This is a genomic window from Desulforamulus aquiferis (assembly GCF_030577015.1).
Lineage (GTDB): Bacteria > Bacillota > Desulfotomaculia > Desulfotomaculales > Desulfotomaculaceae > Desulfotomaculum > Desulfotomaculum aquiferis.
On the sequence record NZ_JARPTC010000002.1, the window covers coordinates 50,128 to 64,646 of the forward strand.

The 14,519-nt window shown below is 40.5% G+C and carries 14 protein-coding genes; 13 read left to right on the top strand and 1 reads right to left on the bottom strand.

Translation table 11 applies throughout. The annotated features are described in order from the left end of the window. The first annotated feature begins 49 nt into the window (after positions 1 to 49). From P6N53_RS01345 to P6N53_RS01360, 4 genes are all read left to right on the top strand, one after another. Entirely contained in the window at positions 50 to 808 is a 759-nt protein-coding gene (locus P6N53_RS01345) for an REP-associated tyrosine transposase (protein ID WP_304540544.1), read from the top strand. 301 nt (positions 809 to 1,109) lie between these two features. After that, positions 1,110 to 1,769, top strand: a complete 660-nt coding sequence (locus P6N53_RS01350; protein WP_304540546.1) for a TetR/AcrR family transcriptional regulator — start codon at positions 1,110 to 1,112, stop codon at positions 1,767 to 1,769. Position 1,770: 1 nt separating this feature from the next. Beyond that, positions 1,771 to 2,469, top strand: a complete 699-nt coding sequence (locus tag P6N53_RS01355; RefSeq protein ID WP_304540548.1) for an ABC transporter ATP-binding protein — start codon at positions 1,771 to 1,773, stop codon at positions 2,467 to 2,469. Beyond that, on the top strand, positions 2,469 to 4,718 hold the full coding sequence (locus tag P6N53_RS01360) for an ABC transporter permease (protein WP_304540549.1): 2,250 nt from the start codon (positions 2,469 to 2,471) through the stop codon (positions 4,716 to 4,718). The genes P6N53_RS01355 and P6N53_RS01360 overlap by 1 nt, the downstream gene beginning before the upstream one ends. A gap of 218 nt (positions 4,719 to 4,936) precedes the next feature. Here the strand turns inward: P6N53_RS01360 and P6N53_RS01365 are convergent, their stop codons facing one another. Beyond that, on the bottom strand, positions 4,937 to 5,413 hold the full coding sequence (locus tag P6N53_RS01365; RefSeq protein WP_304540550.1) for an SAM-dependent methyltransferase: 477 nt from the start codon (positions 5,411 to 5,413) through the stop codon (positions 4,937 to 4,939). A 304-nt stretch (positions 5,414 to 5,717) separates the two neighbouring features. Between P6N53_RS01365 and P6N53_RS01370 the strand changes: the two genes are divergently transcribed. The 9 genes from P6N53_RS01370 to P6N53_RS01410 all read left to right on the top strand — a co-directional run bounded on the left by P6N53_RS01370 (position 5,718) and on the right by P6N53_RS01410 (position 14,409). Then, a complete protein-coding gene (locus tag P6N53_RS01370) occupies positions 5,718 to 6,209 on the top strand; it encodes a DUF6323 family protein (RefSeq protein WP_304540551.1) in 492 nt (163 codons plus the stop codon). Beyond that, a complete protein-coding gene (locus P6N53_RS01375) occupies positions 6,193 to 7,566 on the top strand; it encodes a DUF6179 domain-containing protein (protein WP_304540553.1) in 1,374 nt (457 codons plus the stop codon). The genes P6N53_RS01370 and P6N53_RS01375 overlap by 17 nt, the downstream gene beginning before the upstream one ends. A gap of 183 nt (positions 7,567 to 7,749) precedes the next feature. Further along, complete coding sequence (gene purE, locus P6N53_RS01380; RefSeq protein ID WP_304540555.1) at positions 7,750 to 8,235, top strand: 5-(carboxyamino)imidazole ribonucleotide mutase; 486 nt, start codon at positions 7,750 to 7,752, stop codon at positions 8,233 to 8,235. After that, positions 8,235 to 9,365 carry a 5-(carboxyamino)imidazole ribonucleotide synthase gene (gene purK, locus P6N53_RS01385; RefSeq protein WP_304540557.1) on the top strand — a complete coding sequence of 377 codons (1,131 nt, stop codon included), beginning with the start codon at positions 8,235 to 8,237 and terminating at the stop codon, positions 9,363 to 9,365. Before purE ends, purK begins: the two co-directional genes overlap by 1 nt. 176 nt (positions 9,366 to 9,541) lie before the next feature. Further along, positions 9,542 to 10,738, top strand: coding sequence for a DEAD/DEAH box helicase (locus P6N53_RS01390; RefSeq protein ID WP_308447254.1), 1,197 nt, complete (start codon positions 9,542 to 9,544; stop codon positions 10,736 to 10,738). A 161-nt stretch (positions 10,739 to 10,899) separates the two neighbouring features. Further along, positions 10,900 to 11,319 (top strand): bacteriohemerythrin, encoded by a 420-nt coding sequence (locus P6N53_RS01395; RefSeq protein WP_304540559.1) that lies wholly within the window; start codon positions 10,900 to 10,902, stop codon positions 11,317 to 11,319. Next, positions 11,319 to 11,783 (top strand): chemotaxis protein CheX, encoded by a 465-nt coding sequence (locus tag P6N53_RS01400; protein ID WP_304540561.1) that lies wholly within the window; start codon positions 11,319 to 11,321, stop codon positions 11,781 to 11,783. Before P6N53_RS01395 ends, P6N53_RS01400 begins: the two co-directional genes overlap by 1 nt. Before the next feature lie 178 nt (positions 11,784 to 11,961). Next, on the top strand, positions 11,962 to 13,437 hold the full coding sequence (locus P6N53_RS01405) for a protein adenylyltransferase SelO (RefSeq protein ID WP_304540563.1): 1,476 nt from the start codon (positions 11,962 to 11,964) through the stop codon (positions 13,435 to 13,437). A gap of 186 nt (positions 13,438 to 13,623) precedes the next feature. Next, positions 13,624 to 14,409, top strand: a complete 786-nt coding sequence (locus P6N53_RS01410; RefSeq protein WP_304540566.1) for a WD40/YVTN/BNR-like repeat-containing protein — start codon at positions 13,624 to 13,626, stop codon at positions 14,407 to 14,409. Positions 14,410 to 14,519 lie beyond the last annotated feature (110 nt).

A 14,519-nucleotide genomic window follows, 5' to 3' on the forward strand; every position in this document is an offset into this window, starting at 1 on the left:
TGTCAAAGGGACGCTTTGTTTGACGGGTAACATTGAAAGTGGTAAGATTATGATGGGTGATAAAATGCCAAGATATGCCAGAGAAAGAAGCGAGACAGGAATATATCATATAATGATGAGAGGGATAGATAAGAGGGACATTTTTATAAAGGATGATGATTATGAAAAGTTTTTACATTATATTGAAAAGGCTAAGGAAAAAAGTGGTATAACCCTATTAGCTTATTGTTTAATGACAAATCATCTGCATTTACTTATAAAAGAGGGCAAGGAACAAATAGGAGACTCTATTAAAAGGATAAGTGTTGGTTATGCCCAATATCATAACAGAAAATATGGAAGAACTGGACATCTCTTTCAAAACAGATATAATAGTGAGCCAGTAAATGATGAGAAATATCTTTTAACTGTATTACGATATATTCATCAAAATCCAATAAAAGCAGGTATTGTTAAGGTTATAGGTGATTATAAATGGAGTAGCTATTTAGATTACTTGAAACTTCAGAGCAGAATAACCGACCAGGATATTGCAATGGGGTTTTTTAACAATACGGAAAAATTTAAAGAATTTCATAATCAAGATAATACCGATAGTTGTTTAGGTTATGAAGAGAAGAAGAGATATACAGATGAAGAATTAAAAAAAGAAATAAAAGGCATAGTAGAAATACAAAAATTGCAGTTTATGGAGACTAAAGAAAGGGATAGTATGATAAAAAGAATAAAAAAAGAAACAGGAGCCAGTATCCGACAATTAGAGAGAGCTCTGGGTATTGGCAGGAGCATTATTCAGAATGCTAAATAACAACATGTCAAACAAAGCGTCCCCGCGACCGCGACACCACAACATGTCAAACAAAGCGTCCCCGCGACACCCGCGACACCGCGACATTTCAGGGAGGAGGCGCCGCTGCAACCCATGCTACCTCAAGTCCGCCTGGCCCCCCACCGACCACAACTACTGATTTGGCAAAATCATTGGGTATTGCTACGAGACAATTAGGTTCGTTTGACAACAGCCCCTTTTTTTACTAGTTTATATTAACGTATCAAGAACTTGACCACAGTGGTCACTTTCAATATAATTGAGGTGACCGCTGTGGTCATTGTGTTGGTTATTAAGCATAAACGGGGTGAATATTATCTATCCGAAATTTTATAGTTTAGAACAGGAGAAACAAGAACGTATTATTAACGCAGCTCTTAAAGAGTTTGCAAGAAGTGGCTATGATAAGGCATCTACAAACGAGATTGTAAAAGAAGCAGAAATATCTAAAGGATCATTATTCAAATATTTTAACAATAAAAAGGAACTGTATTTATTCTTATTTGACTATGTTGTTGAGGTTATCGATAAAATCTATGATGAAGTAGATTGGAAAGAAACAGATTTATTTAAAAGGATGAAAGTGATTGGGTTAGCTAAATTTAAGATTTATAAAAAGTATCCACAAGCATTTAATTTTCTAAAGACTGTTGCCCACGAGGATGCTGCCGAAGTGAAAAGTGAAATCGATAAAATAGGTAAGTATCTCATTTCAAGCGGCTTAGAAAGAGGTTATAAAAATATAGATTTCTCAAAATTCCGTAAAGATATTGATATTGAAAAAGCGATGAATATTATTACCTGGACGATACTGAGTTTTTCCGAGCAGCAAAGGGATAAAGTAAATTCCTTTGAAGATATCAACTTGGAAGTACTTGGGGAATGGGATGAGTATTTTGATATATTGAAACGGTGTTTCTATAAAAAGGAGGAACAATAATATGTTTATTGATATATCCAGTTTGAAGAAGAGCTACTCATCAGGACTGGTTAAAACGGAAGTATTAAAAGGGATCGGAATGAAGCTGGAGAAGGGGGAAATCGGTGTTATCCTTGGACCATCGGGTTCAGGAAAATCCACATTGATGAATATCATTGGGGGCATTGACAGTGGCGATAGCGGAAAGGTTGTCGTTGACGGGGTAGAGATAAACAATTTAAGTAGTGATCTGTTGACCGAGTACAGGCGTGAGGATATCGGTTTCATATTCCAGTTCTATAATCTGGTTCCTAACCTTACAGTGGGAGAAAACATTGAAGTTGTTTCCAACATCAGCAAATCACCTCTAAATATCGACGAGGTTTTAGCGGCGGTAGGACTGCAGGATAAAAAACGTCGTTTCCCCAGGGAACTGAGCGGCGGTGAGCAACAACGAGTCTCCATTGCCAGGGCGATTGTCAAGAATCCGAAGTTGCTCCTCTGCGACGAGCCAACCGGCGCACTGGATTATCAGACTTCCCGCAGTATCTTGAGGCTCTTACAGCAAGTAAACAAAAAATACGGAACAACCATTTTGATGATAACCCACAATGCTGCCATCGCCGCTATGGCCAATAGAGTGTTTAAGGTGAGAAGTGGGGAAATCGTAGAGGCAACGGTTAATGAGGTGACTGTTCCGGCAGAAAGGATTGAGTGGTAATGGCGCTGAACAAGAGAGTTTTTCGGATATTGAAAGAAAACCTGCTGCGATACCTTGGCGTTCTTTTGCTTATAATCCTTGGAAGCTATAGCTTTATTGTGGCGGCGGGGATTTCTCAGAATCTTGCTGTCCTGGTCACCACTTTTACAGAAGAACATATGCAGGAGGATCTGTCCTTTTCAACCGACAAGGCTATTTCTGACAGCGCGAAATTAGAGAAAGCGTCTGATGCCATCATCGAGGAGTACATGAGCTTTGACGCCACCCTGTCCGACTCGCTTACCCTGCGGCTGCTCAGTAAAACAGAAAAGCTGAACATACCGGCTGTTATAGAGGGTCAGGCACTTTCCGGCCCGGGAGAAATACTGCTTGATCCGGCCTTTGCCAAAGCGAATGGCTATCCTGTAGGAAGCAGTATCAGCGCAGCAGGTAAAAACTTCACTGTCGTGGGTTTTGTGTCCCTGCCCCATTATATCTATCCATTAAAAAATGTATACGATATCATGGTACTGCCCGATAATTTTGGTGTGGGAGTTATAAATCGCGAGGAATTTGCGGATATAGACAATGCTGCCAGCATTTATTCCGTTAGGTTTAATGACAGAACCCAGAGCCTCAATAAACAGGCGACGCAATTTCGGGAGCGTTTACACGCAGAAGGCATAACAGAGTCTGACTGGATTGACATTATGAACAACAAACGCGCAAGAATGGCTTGGGCTTCCATAACAGGTTTGAAAACGATGAGCGTACCGCTACCAGCGGCAATGTTTCTCCTGTGCTGCTTAATTATCAGCATCATGATCTGGCGTATGATTCGCCATGAATCGGTGATTATAGGAACACTCTACGCCCAAGGCTACCGGCGGCGTGAGTTAATGCGCCACTATATGGCCATTCCTTTGTTGCTGGCCTTTGCGGGCGGAGTGATAGGAAGTTTGTTGGCGCTGCCGTCCATCGCGCCGTCGGTTATGGCTATGGTTTCATACTATAATGTTCCCGTCATTGACATTGAACTGAGCTTTTTGAATGTCTTAATCGGAATACTGACACCAATACTATTTTTGGGTCTCGGCAGTTATCTTGTTATACGTTCGGAGCTGAAACGATCTCCGGCGGAGCTTATGAAGGGTGACGAACAAAAAACCAAGGTTAACGCCTTAGAGCGCGCGCTTAAACTGGAAAGGTTTAAGTTCAGTACAAAATTTAAGTTGCGGGAGCAACTGAGAAGCATTTCACGTCTTTTGTTTCTGTTCTTGGGTGTTACCAGCGCGTCTGTGCTCATGCTTTTTGGCTTCACGGTTATGAACTCTATGAACTATGTATTCAATAACAGCATCACGGAAACTTACCGGTTTGAATATGAATATGCCTTTAAGGATCTGCAGTACGGTAAAGCACCGGAAGGGGCGGAGGTTTTCTCTGCCGGAAGGTTTTATCCTGAAAATAACGAGGGAATTGAGTTTTATATAACCGGCGTAGAGCCTGGGTCGACAATTTTGACGCTGAACAATAGCAAGGGTAATCCCCTTCCCAATGATCAGACAAATATTACAGAGCCTTTGGCAAACCGATTGGGCATTAGGGCGGGCGACAGCGTAAGCTTCATAAACAAGCAGGATGGGAAGTTGTACACCTTTCATATTGACGCTGTCGCCGACTCCTACGCGGAGCAGTTTATCTTTATGCCGATTGACGAGTTTAACGCACAGCTCGGGCTTCCCGAAAACAGCTACATGGGGCTTTGGAGCACAAAGAAGCTTGATATTCCCGACGGGCAGCTTTCAGGAACAAAGTCGCTGAGTGAGATGCCGAACGCCATGGATGAACTGCTGGGGTCGATGATTTCCATGGTGGCAGGGATGACTCTCGTCTCCAGTGTCGTGGCAGTGATTATCCTATATCTAGTAACTTCGCTGATTATCGAGGAAAATAAAAACACCATTTCGCTTTTTAAGATATTTGGCTACAGACCCCGTGAAATCAGGTCACTGATATTGGACAGCTCGACCTTTGTCATAATGGCCGCATTTATAATCAGCATTCCTGTTATGGCGGCGTCAATGGGTGCAATGTATGGCTATCTTGGCACTATGATTAACTTAGTGCTGCCAACCATTATTAGCCCCCTTTATGTGGTTGTTTGTTTTGTAGTAATTATGCTGACTTATCAGTTCAGCAAGCTGCTGTGTGCAAAGAAGGTGAACGCAGTTTCCATGAGCGAGGCGTTAAAAGCAGGAACGGAGTAGAAAAAGTTCTTGTTCCGCTTAAGCCTGTGCGCCCAGCATAGGCATGAACTTAGTTCTTGTGGCAATATCTATCCTATATTAGTTATATGTTCCCTCGGTCCAATGATTCGAGGGAACTTTTTTATACATATTTGTAGTAATAATTACTGATAGTAATTAAAGGTTCAGGGATGTGCCGAAACGTTAAGTTTCAGCACATCCCTATATTTATTTTAGGATTAGAAGCTAAAGACTGTAGTCCAGTCAAAGTCACCGGATTCTTCCACGCTTCTTGGCCAATTGAGGCACCATTTTGGCACTGATGGATTTTCTACTCTATCGAGACTAGGAGTGTAGGGTTTAATATCCAGAATAGGGGTTCCGTCATCAGCGTCGATGTAGGCTAAACCAATAATACCATTTTGGGAATCGATGTAGGTTACATAACTAGTTGTTAAAGCAATGGGGTTTGGGCGTTCTGGAGAACGTGTTGCAAAAGTCCCTAATATCCCTGGGGAATTTTTGTAAGGACTTTTCTCGGTAAGTTTTGACCGGGATTCCAAGTTATCGCACTTACTAAACCACCAGAGCACATTAATATAACTGAAATCCTCAAGATTTGTAAGGGCTGGGATATATTCTTTATCTAATATTAATCGCATTCCCTGGTCATCTACACAAACTTTACCAATTGATTTGAGATTAATTTGTACCATAAATAAATCTCCTATCATTTTATTTACGGCGCCGCTATATTCAGTATATCAATGTGTTTTAATACTACAAGCCTTTAGGCAAGTCTTTTTGATTAGTTAACCCTAAAAAGAAAAACGAACAATTTGTTCGTTTAAATTTCAAAATTTATCATATTGCTTTTTGAGGTTATTAATGATAATATAAATATTAAACCAAAAAATAAATAAATAAACTCACACATAATTAATATATCACAAAAAAACACTTATGTCAAGGAGTTATGTGATTAAAAACTAAAATTATTTATCGTGGAGGTGAGCAATATTGTCATTTGCAATCATGGGTATATCCCCATCCTTAATATTAAAGCAGGCCGTGACAGAGATTGAAAAATGCAACTCCTATACCAGTCAATTTGGGTTAACCCTGTCGCATCAGGAAGCCATTGAACTTGTTGAAACACGGTCATTAGCTTTGCAAAGTAACGGAAGAATTGAATTTGGCGGTGGTGTCACCAATAAAATTATCAAGGAATTTTGCCATTCCCCCTATGTTTCAAAGCACAACTACGCTGAAACACTGCACGAGCTCATTGAAATGTTTTATTTTTATAAAAATGAAACCCTTGATTTGTTGAGTGACGAAGAATTAATAAAATTCATGAAAACAAATTTTGACGGAAAATGTCAGGGGTCACTGGAATTGCTTGCAGGAAGAGAATTGGCTAATATGGCTCGTAATTTACGCTATGGTTACTCCATGGATTATTCTGATAATATGGCAGAGGAGGAGGAGGACAATGATGGTGAATATTGAAAAACGACAGATTATTAACAACAATAATCTGAGCAGCCAAGCCTATTTTACTTCACTTTTACAAGAGGCCTATAGCTGTGGACTTATATCCGACTCTGAAATGGAAAAAATCCAGTTGCAATGCCTTAACTTTTTAGCATATAAATGTGAGAGATACAATAACGGTGAAAGCAGCTCCATAAAGGTGGATGTTGCCGAAAGCATAATGAAATCAAACCTTTACACAATTGGTACCTACTTAAAATCATTACCGGATACAGAGTGTGCGGTTAATGAGCTTCAAAAAGGGAGTATTACTGATATATATCAAAAGGGCAGAAAATTAGTTGATAACAAAGTTAAAGCTGCAAAACATTTCTATAAATTAAACCAAAGCAATAAATTAATCACCAAAAATTACACCTATAATGCAACGCTTAGCGATAAAGGTATTGGGATCTTTTTCAAAGCATATGATCCTGAGTACGAAGCCCATGAATTCCCGGCATCAATTGATTATCAACTGTGTAACCCTGTTTCGGATTTGGTGGGAGTAGAATTTATTCTGCAATATCTTAAAAATTTGTATCTTGAAAATGAATTTTGCTCAAAATTTTCAGCAAAAGATATTCACTATCTGCTTTGTGGCTATGATGAGAGCTATCAGGAACTGCTGATTAATATTTTTGAACAGGTATTGACCACCGCATTGGGCTGTGTGCTTACCCATCGCAACCCTGAGAAATTAGCTATTTCTCCTAAGGAAATTCATGATTTGTATAAGGATATAGCAGGATATGCTACCCATACATTGGATTTATTAATTTATCAAGCATCAGAAAAACTTATTGAGGAGCTGAATATAACAAGTTCTTCCCTCCGAAAATACATTGATAAAAGCTTGCCAAGAATAACAACTAATCTTGTACATGCAATAAAAATGAACAACCTGGAAAAAGTATTTGTCTCTCAGATTAATCCGGATTTAGAGCCTAAGATCATGTTTTCTTCCGGTGTGAAAATGGACGATTCAGACTACAGAAAATTGATCGATGAGTTGCTATTATGCCGATATTCATCCGATAAGCTGGTCCTTATAAAGGAAAGGGTAAAATCCTTTGACGATTTGGAAGACGTACTGTTTGACGGGCAGTTAAACAAAGAAGAACTCCCCTTAGTTTTTGAATTTCTAGGAGATGTTGAGATCGCTGCCCTAATTAATAGACATCCATTTATATCAGATATTCAAGCTGTGGATTTATCCGAAGAGGAAAAGGCCTTAAGGTTACACCTAAATGAATATATTGGTCAGATTTCGCTCGAAAGGCAAGAACGGATTTATAAAATTATGGCTGCATTTCCCCGGGAATCTTTTTGAAAAGGGTAGAGTCTATGGAAAAGGGAAATATAACAAGGATTAGTGGTTGTTTGTGTTCCATCATCATAGCTCCTTATAATATAGGGGTTATTATAAATAACTCTAGACATACTAATATTAATTTGGCTATCGCTAAGGATAGCTTTTTTTATGCCTTTTTAGGATGAATGGAGGTTTTCGTAGATGGCCATAGATGTTTCCGTTATCATGGGTAGTAAATCTGACTGGCCAGTGATGAAAGAAGCATGCCTTATACTGGAAGAATTAGGTGTTAACTATGAAAAAAAGATAGTATCAGCCCACCGTACTCCTGACTGGATGTTTAGGTTTGCAGAAACTGCAATTGACCGGGGTATTAAGGTAATAATCGCCGGAGCAGGAGGGGCAGCCCATTTGCCCGGCATGGTAGCAGCCAAAACCGTCCTGCCGGTTATAGGTGTCCCGATACCGGCCACAAAATTGCAAGGTCTGGATGCCCTTCTCTCTATCGTTCAAATGCCAGGGGGTGTGCCCGTAGCCACTGTTGCCATAGGAGCCAGTGGAGCTAAGAATGCCGGTCTTTTGGCGGCTCAAATTCTTGCCATCAGTGACCAGGAATTGCAAAAAAGGCTAAAGGTCCGTCGGGAGGATATGGCTCAGCAGGTAATGGAAGACGGGGAGTTATCATAATGGTTGAGAGATTAATTCTTCCAGGCTCTACAGTGGGCATTTTGGGTGGAGGACAATTGGGACGAATGATGGCTATTGAAGCTAAAAAGATGGGCTATGACGTAATTTGTTTAGATCCTGATCCTGATTCTCCGTGTGGACAAGTTGCTGATGAACAAATTGTTTCCCCACTAAATGATCTTGATGCTGCTGCCAGGTTAGCCCGGAGATCTGACGTTGTGGTCTACGAGTTCGAAAATATTGATGTCTTGCTGGTACAGGAATTAGAGAAAAATTACTATTTGCCCCAAGGCAGTAAAATTCTTTCAATTGCCCAGGATAGGATAAAAGAAAAGAGAGAGCTTCAAAAGGCCGGTTTCCCGGTGGTTCCTTTCCAAGTGATCAGTGACCGGCATGACCTGGAAAAGGGAGTAATCCAATTGGGCTACCCATGTGTGTTAAAAACCTCCCGGGGCGGCTATGATGGCAAGGGACAACTTGTTTTAAAAGGCTTAGTGGACATGAAAAGAGCCCAGGAAATGCTGCAGTCCCAAGATATGGAATGGGTTTTGGAGAAGATGATTAACTTTACCCATGAGGCATCAGCCATTGTGGCCAGGAACCAAAGGGGTGACATCAGGGTTTACCCGGTGACAGAAAATATTCATAGGGATAATATTTTGTTTATGTCCATTGTGCCGCCCCGCATTGGCTTAAAAATGGAAAGGGAAGTGGCAAGGATTGGCGGTGAGATTGCCCAGACCTTTGGGTTGATTGGATTACTGGCTATAGAGTTTTTTGTTACCCCGGAGGGCTTATTGATTAACGAGATAGCTCCCAGGCCCCATAATTCTGGTCATTACACATGGGACGCCTGTTATATATCACAGTTTGAGCAAATCATCCGGGCTGTTTGTGGACTTAATTTAGGAAATACTGAATTGATGACTCCTGTGGTGATGGTGAATATTTTAGGGAAGGATCTAGCGCCTGTACTCAAAGAGCTACCGAGGTTTCCAGATAATGTAAAGCTTCACCTTTATGGCAAACGGGTTGCCCAGGATGCAAAACGGAAGATGGGACATCTAACATTCAAAACGAATCAGCCTGAGAAAGCCATGGCCTGGGTTGAAACTTTTTTTCCACTATAGATTAGGTGATATTAATGACAAAAATTTTAGAAATAATTTTCCACTCCGAATAAATATAGTAAGCCATTATAAATATTTAACCATTAAATATAATAAAGAATCCTTGTAAGAAATTAGTAAAAGAGGTAGCATATAGTGGGCAAAATTTATATCTGGTATTTAAGATAGGAGAAATAATGCTGACATTTAATGAAATTGGACTAAACCCACGCCTGATAGAAGGCTTGAACAAGGTTGGAATAGTTCAACCTACCGAGATTCAGGCAGGAGTTATCCCCCTTGCGTTAAGAAATAAAAACGTTATAGGGCAGTCCCAAACAGGTAGTGGCAAAACACTAGCTTATTTGCTACCCCTTTTTGAAAAGATCCAAAGTGATAAGAGAGAGCTGCAAGCCATTATATTGGCACCTACTCATGAACTGGCTATGCAGATAAATTTTGAGATTAAAAGACTATCGGGAAACTCCGGGGTGCCTGTAGCTTCTGTACCTATCATTGGTGATGTTAATATTGTGAGACAAATTGAGGCCCTTCGGGAAAAACCTCATATTGTTGTGGGCTCGGTGGGAAGAATACAGGAACTAATCGGCAAAAAGAAGATCAATGCCCAGACAATTAAGACCATTGTGATTGATGAGGGTGACAGACTATTAAGTCAAAATGATATTAATAGAGTGAAAGCTGTAATTAAAGCTACCATGAGGGACAGGCAGCTAATGGTCTTTGCAGCCCATTTTAGTAATAAAGCATTGGTTGCTGCAAAGGAGTTAATAGATAATGTTGAAATTGTTAAAACCAAAGAAAAAAATCTTGTCAACACGGATATTACCCATCATTATGTAATAGCCCAGAGTCAAAGGGATAAACTTGAGGTTTTGAGAAAACTCATGGCTGCATTTAAGATAGAGAGGGCAATTGTGTTTATTAATAATGAAGAATATATTGAAAGGACTACTGAGAAACTTCATTATCATCACTATAAAGCCTATAAAATATTTGGCAGGGTATCCAAGGAAGAGCGCCAAAGGGCTATAGAGGGGTTTAGAGGTGAAGGAACTCGGCTGTTAATTGCTTCAGATATTGCTGCTAGGGGTCTGGATGTAAAGGGCGTGACCCATGTCTTTAATTTAGATCTACCTGAGGATTCGAGGGAATACTTAAATAGGGTCGGCAGGACCGGGAGAAACGGTCAGAAGGGTACGGCTGTATCAATTGTAACGGAAAGAGAGCTTCCTATAGTTAGGCAATTGGAAAAAGAACTTAAAATAAAAATAGAAAAAAGAGGTGTGTTTAAAGGGGCCATCGTTTCAGGAAATAGGCCCCCATTCAAGAAAAAGAGCGTGACAAAAAGCCAAGTTAAGCAAAAGCATTAGGAGGATTACAGGCAAGACAAGAGGATATAAGATTAAGATAATTGTTAAGAATTAGTTGATTAATTCTTAAGTAATATGTAATGAAAATAATATATGATTCAATAAGTGGCTAAAAAAATTTTACAAAGGGGATAGCACCTCTAGAAAGGTGGTCTTTTAATATGATGTGGAAAGACAAATATAAAATTGGTGTTCCTCTAATTGATCAGCAGCATGAAGAACTTTTCAAGAGGGTATCTGATTTTATTAAGACTGTTCGTCAAGAGGGTATTTGGGAAACGAAACTTGCTAAGGTCAAAGAAAACATGGCTTTTATGCAAGAGTATGTTGTTGTACATTTTGCAGATGAGGAAGCCTATCAAGAAAAAATCCAGTATCCTGATCTGGAGAACCATAAGCAGGTTCATGCTAAATTTAAAGATGCAGTTAATGGCTATGTGCTAAGGTTGGAACAAGAGGGTTATTCCGAAGAACTTGTTCAGGAATTTAGTGGTAAATTAATGGCTTGGCTTATCATGCACGTAGCTGCAATGGACCAAAAATTGGGGGAATATGTAGTTAGTCAAGGAGGACAACTTTAATGAAAGCAGCTTATATAAACTCCTTTTACCAAGCAACAAATGATGTTTTTGAGATGATGTTGGATATAAAGCCTGATAGAGGAACACCCAGGGTGCTCAATAACGGGTATCAAAGTAACGAGGCCAGTGTAATTCTTGGAGTCACAGGCGATCTTAAGGGAACAATACTGTTCAACTTCCCTAAAACTATGGTGTTAGAAATGGTAAAAATAATGAGTGGCATGGAAATGGAGCAAATAGATAGTTTTGTTTCATCAGCCATTGGGGAAATTGCCAATATCATTGGTGGAAATGCACTAACAATTTTGTCTTCTAACAATTACAACTGTGATATTGTAACGCCTCAAATATTTGTAGGCGAATACAAATCCTTTTATATGCCCAATGAAATAGTTTTTTTACTTCCGTTAACAACTTCCATTGGTGAATTTGAGATAGCCATTTCACTAAAAGAGAAAGCCTAAAAATAAATTCTAAAAGGTAGAACCCTACAGAAGTGCACCTCAAATGTTAGACACTATCAATAAAATAGTTCTAACCTTTTGAAGGTGCACTTTTTATAAATAATTTAAAATACTATGCATTTTTGTATTACCTAGAACAAAAAACTAAAGTACAAAAGATAAGGAAAAAGGAGATACAATGACAAATAGAACAGCAATAATAGAAACAGGATGGAAACTGGACAATAGTTACGTCCGGTTGCCCAAAATATTTTTTTCCAACCTTAACCCATCCCCTGTACCAGCACCCAAGTTGATCCTCCTCAATTATACTCTTGCCAATTACCTGGGGCTGGACCTTGAGTATCTTCAGAGCAAAGACGGCCTAGCGGTATTGGCCGGCAACCGGGCACCAGAAGGTTCTATGCCCCTTGCACAAGCATATGCGGGACATCAATTCGGTTACTTTACTTTGTTGGGAGACGGGCGAGCTTTACTCCTTGGCGAGCAAATTACACCCCTTGGTGAACGGGTTGATATTCAATTGAAGGGTTCGGGGAAAACTCCATACTCCCGACGGGGAGATGGCCGAGCGACCCTTGGGCCGATGCTGCGGGAATACATCATCAGCGAAGCAATGCATGCCCTTGGTATTAATACTACCCGCAGCCTGGCGGTGGTGACAACGGGTGAAGCAGTAATCCGTGAAACTGTACAGCCTGGAGCAATTTTAACCAGGGTGGCCGCCAGTCATTTACGGGTCGGTACCTTTCAATACGCCTCAAACTGGGGTACTGTTGAGGAACTCAGAGCCCTGGCTGATTATACAATACAAAGACATTTTCCAAAGGTTGAAACCGATGAGAATCCCTATCTTAGCCTACTTCAAGAAGTGATTAAACGTCAGGCCAGGCTAATTGCTAAATGGCAGCTGGTTGGCTTTATCCATGGGGTGATGAACACCGACAACATGTCTATTAGTGGAGAGACCATTGACTATGGTCCCTGTGCCTTTATGGATGTCTATGACCCGACAGCGGTATTCAGTTCCATAGATATGCATGGTCGCTATGCCTATGGAAATCAGCCCCAAATTGCCGCTTGGAATCTGGCCAGGTTTGCTGAAACCCTCTTGCCCCTTCTGCATCAGGATGAATTGCGGGCCGTACAGCTGGCTCAGGATGAGATTGCGAATTTTACTAATTTGTATCATTGTAATTGGCTCGGGGGAATGAGATCTAAACTGGGAATATTCAATGAAGAACCGCAGGATGAATCCCTTATTGAGGAACTCCTCAGTATCATGGAGAAGTATGGGGCGGACTTTATTAATACTTTTCGCGCATTAACCTTTGATAAAATTGAAGAAACGGGGCTATTTAATACCAAGGAATTCTCACAGTGGCATGAGGGATGGCAGGCAAGGCTAAGCCGTCAGCAGGAACCAAAAGCCTCCTCGCACCAATTGATGCGCAGCTGCAATCCTGCGCTCATTCCCCGCAATCACCGGGTAGAAGAAGCATTAGAGGCTGCAGTGAAAAAAGGGGATTACAGAGTAATGGAAAAACTTCTGGATGTTCTTTCGAATCCCTACGCTCACTCTTCGGAACAGGCTGCTTACTCCGTTCTGCCTGAGTCATCAGACCGCCCTTACCGAACCTTTTGCGGCACCTAATGTGAGCACGCATGTTAAAATATGATCTTAAGGGTAAAAAAAGCCGTTCCTTGTTTTACACAAGGAGCGCTTTTTTATGCTGTTTTTCATTTTAATAATTTTATTAAAGGTTCGCTAAAGGTAGTTTGTTTATGATAATAAATGTAAAGCAGCTGCTACAAAAAAATTATTGGAGGTATCATAATCATGAATAGTAAAGTTTTAAAAGTTTTGAACACTACAAAGAAGAAAGCTGGGGTTGCTATTCTTTGCGGAGCGCTGGTTACTACACTAGGGACTGGAACTGCTTTTGCAGAAAGCTCTAATACTATAATGCTGGGCAAATTTGAAAAGGGCCAAATATCTTATTCCTCTGACCGTGGCCAGACGTGGAATGAGAATGTTCCGGACGGCGCACCATTCAACATTAAGGAAGGAAAAGTTATTATAGGTATCGCTCCCGAGGGCGGTTCAGGTATTCTGGTCAAAAACGAAAATGGAAACAAAATGTACTCAACCGATGGTGGAGAGACCTGGAGTGAGAATATTCCCGAAGGTTTTCCGGCATTCAATGCAGAAGCAGGAAAAATCATTAGAGGTTTAGCACTCGAGGGTGGCTCAGGTATTCTGGTAAAGAACGAAAACGGAACCATGCTCTACTCCACCGATGGTGGAGAAACTTGGAGTGAGAATGCACCCGAAGGTTTACCTGCATTCAATGCTCAGGACGGAATTATGCTTAAAAAAGATGGCACTGGTAATAAGATGATAAGGGGTGTAAATGGAACCGTCATTGAAGGTATGGTATCCAACGATGGTACAGGATATAAGGTAAGGATAAAGAACGAAAACGGAACTATGCTATACTCAACCGATGGTGGAGAAACCTGGAGTGAGAATGCCCCCGAATTTTTACCGGCATTCAATGTCCAAGGCGGAGCTACGCTTAAAAACGATGGCACTGGTAATAAGATTATAAGGGGTGAAAACTAGACTATCAATAAAGTATCGCACCCAACTAAACATCCTTCCAAAGTCGCAAAGGTTTAATTCGAGAGCAAAGTATCCACAATTAAGGGGCTTTTGCAAGCCTCTTTTTTGCG

Excerpts from the sequence above, each read along its gene's own strand:
- P6N53_RS01345 (WP_304540544.1), top strand. The coding sequence starts at position 50 with ATGATGGGTGATAAAATGCCAAGATATGCCAGAGAAAGAAGCGAGACA.
- P6N53_RS01355 (WP_304540548.1), top strand. The coding sequence starts at position 1,771 with ATGTTTATTGATATATCCAGTTTGAAGAAGAGCTACTCATCAGGACTG.
- P6N53_RS01360 (WP_304540549.1), top strand. The coding sequence starts at position 2,469 with ATGGCGCTGAACAAGAGAGTTTTTCGGATATTGAAAGAAAACCTGCTG.
- P6N53_RS01365 (WP_304540550.1), bottom strand. The coding sequence starts at position 5,413 with ATGGTACAAATTAATCTCAAATCAATTGGTAAAGTTTGTGTAGATGAC.
- P6N53_RS01375 (WP_304540553.1), top strand. The coding sequence starts at position 6,193 with ATGATGGTGAATATTGAAAAACGACAGATTATTAACAACAATAATCTG.
- purE (WP_304540555.1), top strand. The coding sequence starts at position 7,750 with ATGGCCATAGATGTTTCCGTTATCATGGGTAGTAAATCTGACTGGCCA.
- purK (WP_304540557.1), top strand. The coding sequence starts at position 8,235 with ATGGTTGAGAGATTAATTCTTCCAGGCTCTACAGTGGGCATTTTGGGT.
- P6N53_RS01390 (WP_308447254.1), top strand. The coding sequence starts at position 9,542 with ATGCTGACATTTAATGAAATTGGACTAAACCCACGCCTGATAGAAGGC.
- P6N53_RS01395 (WP_304540559.1), top strand. The coding sequence starts at position 10,900 with ATGATGTGGAAAGACAAATATAAAATTGGTGTTCCTCTAATTGATCAG.
- P6N53_RS01400 (WP_304540561.1), top strand. The coding sequence starts at position 11,319 with ATGAAAGCAGCTTATATAAACTCCTTTTACCAAGCAACAAATGATGTT.
- P6N53_RS01405 (WP_304540563.1), top strand. The coding sequence starts at position 11,962 with ATGACAAATAGAACAGCAATAATAGAAACAGGATGGAAACTGGACAAT.
- P6N53_RS01410 (WP_304540566.1), top strand. The coding sequence starts at position 13,624 with ATGAATAGTAAAGTTTTAAAAGTTTTGAACACTACAAAGAAGAAAGCT.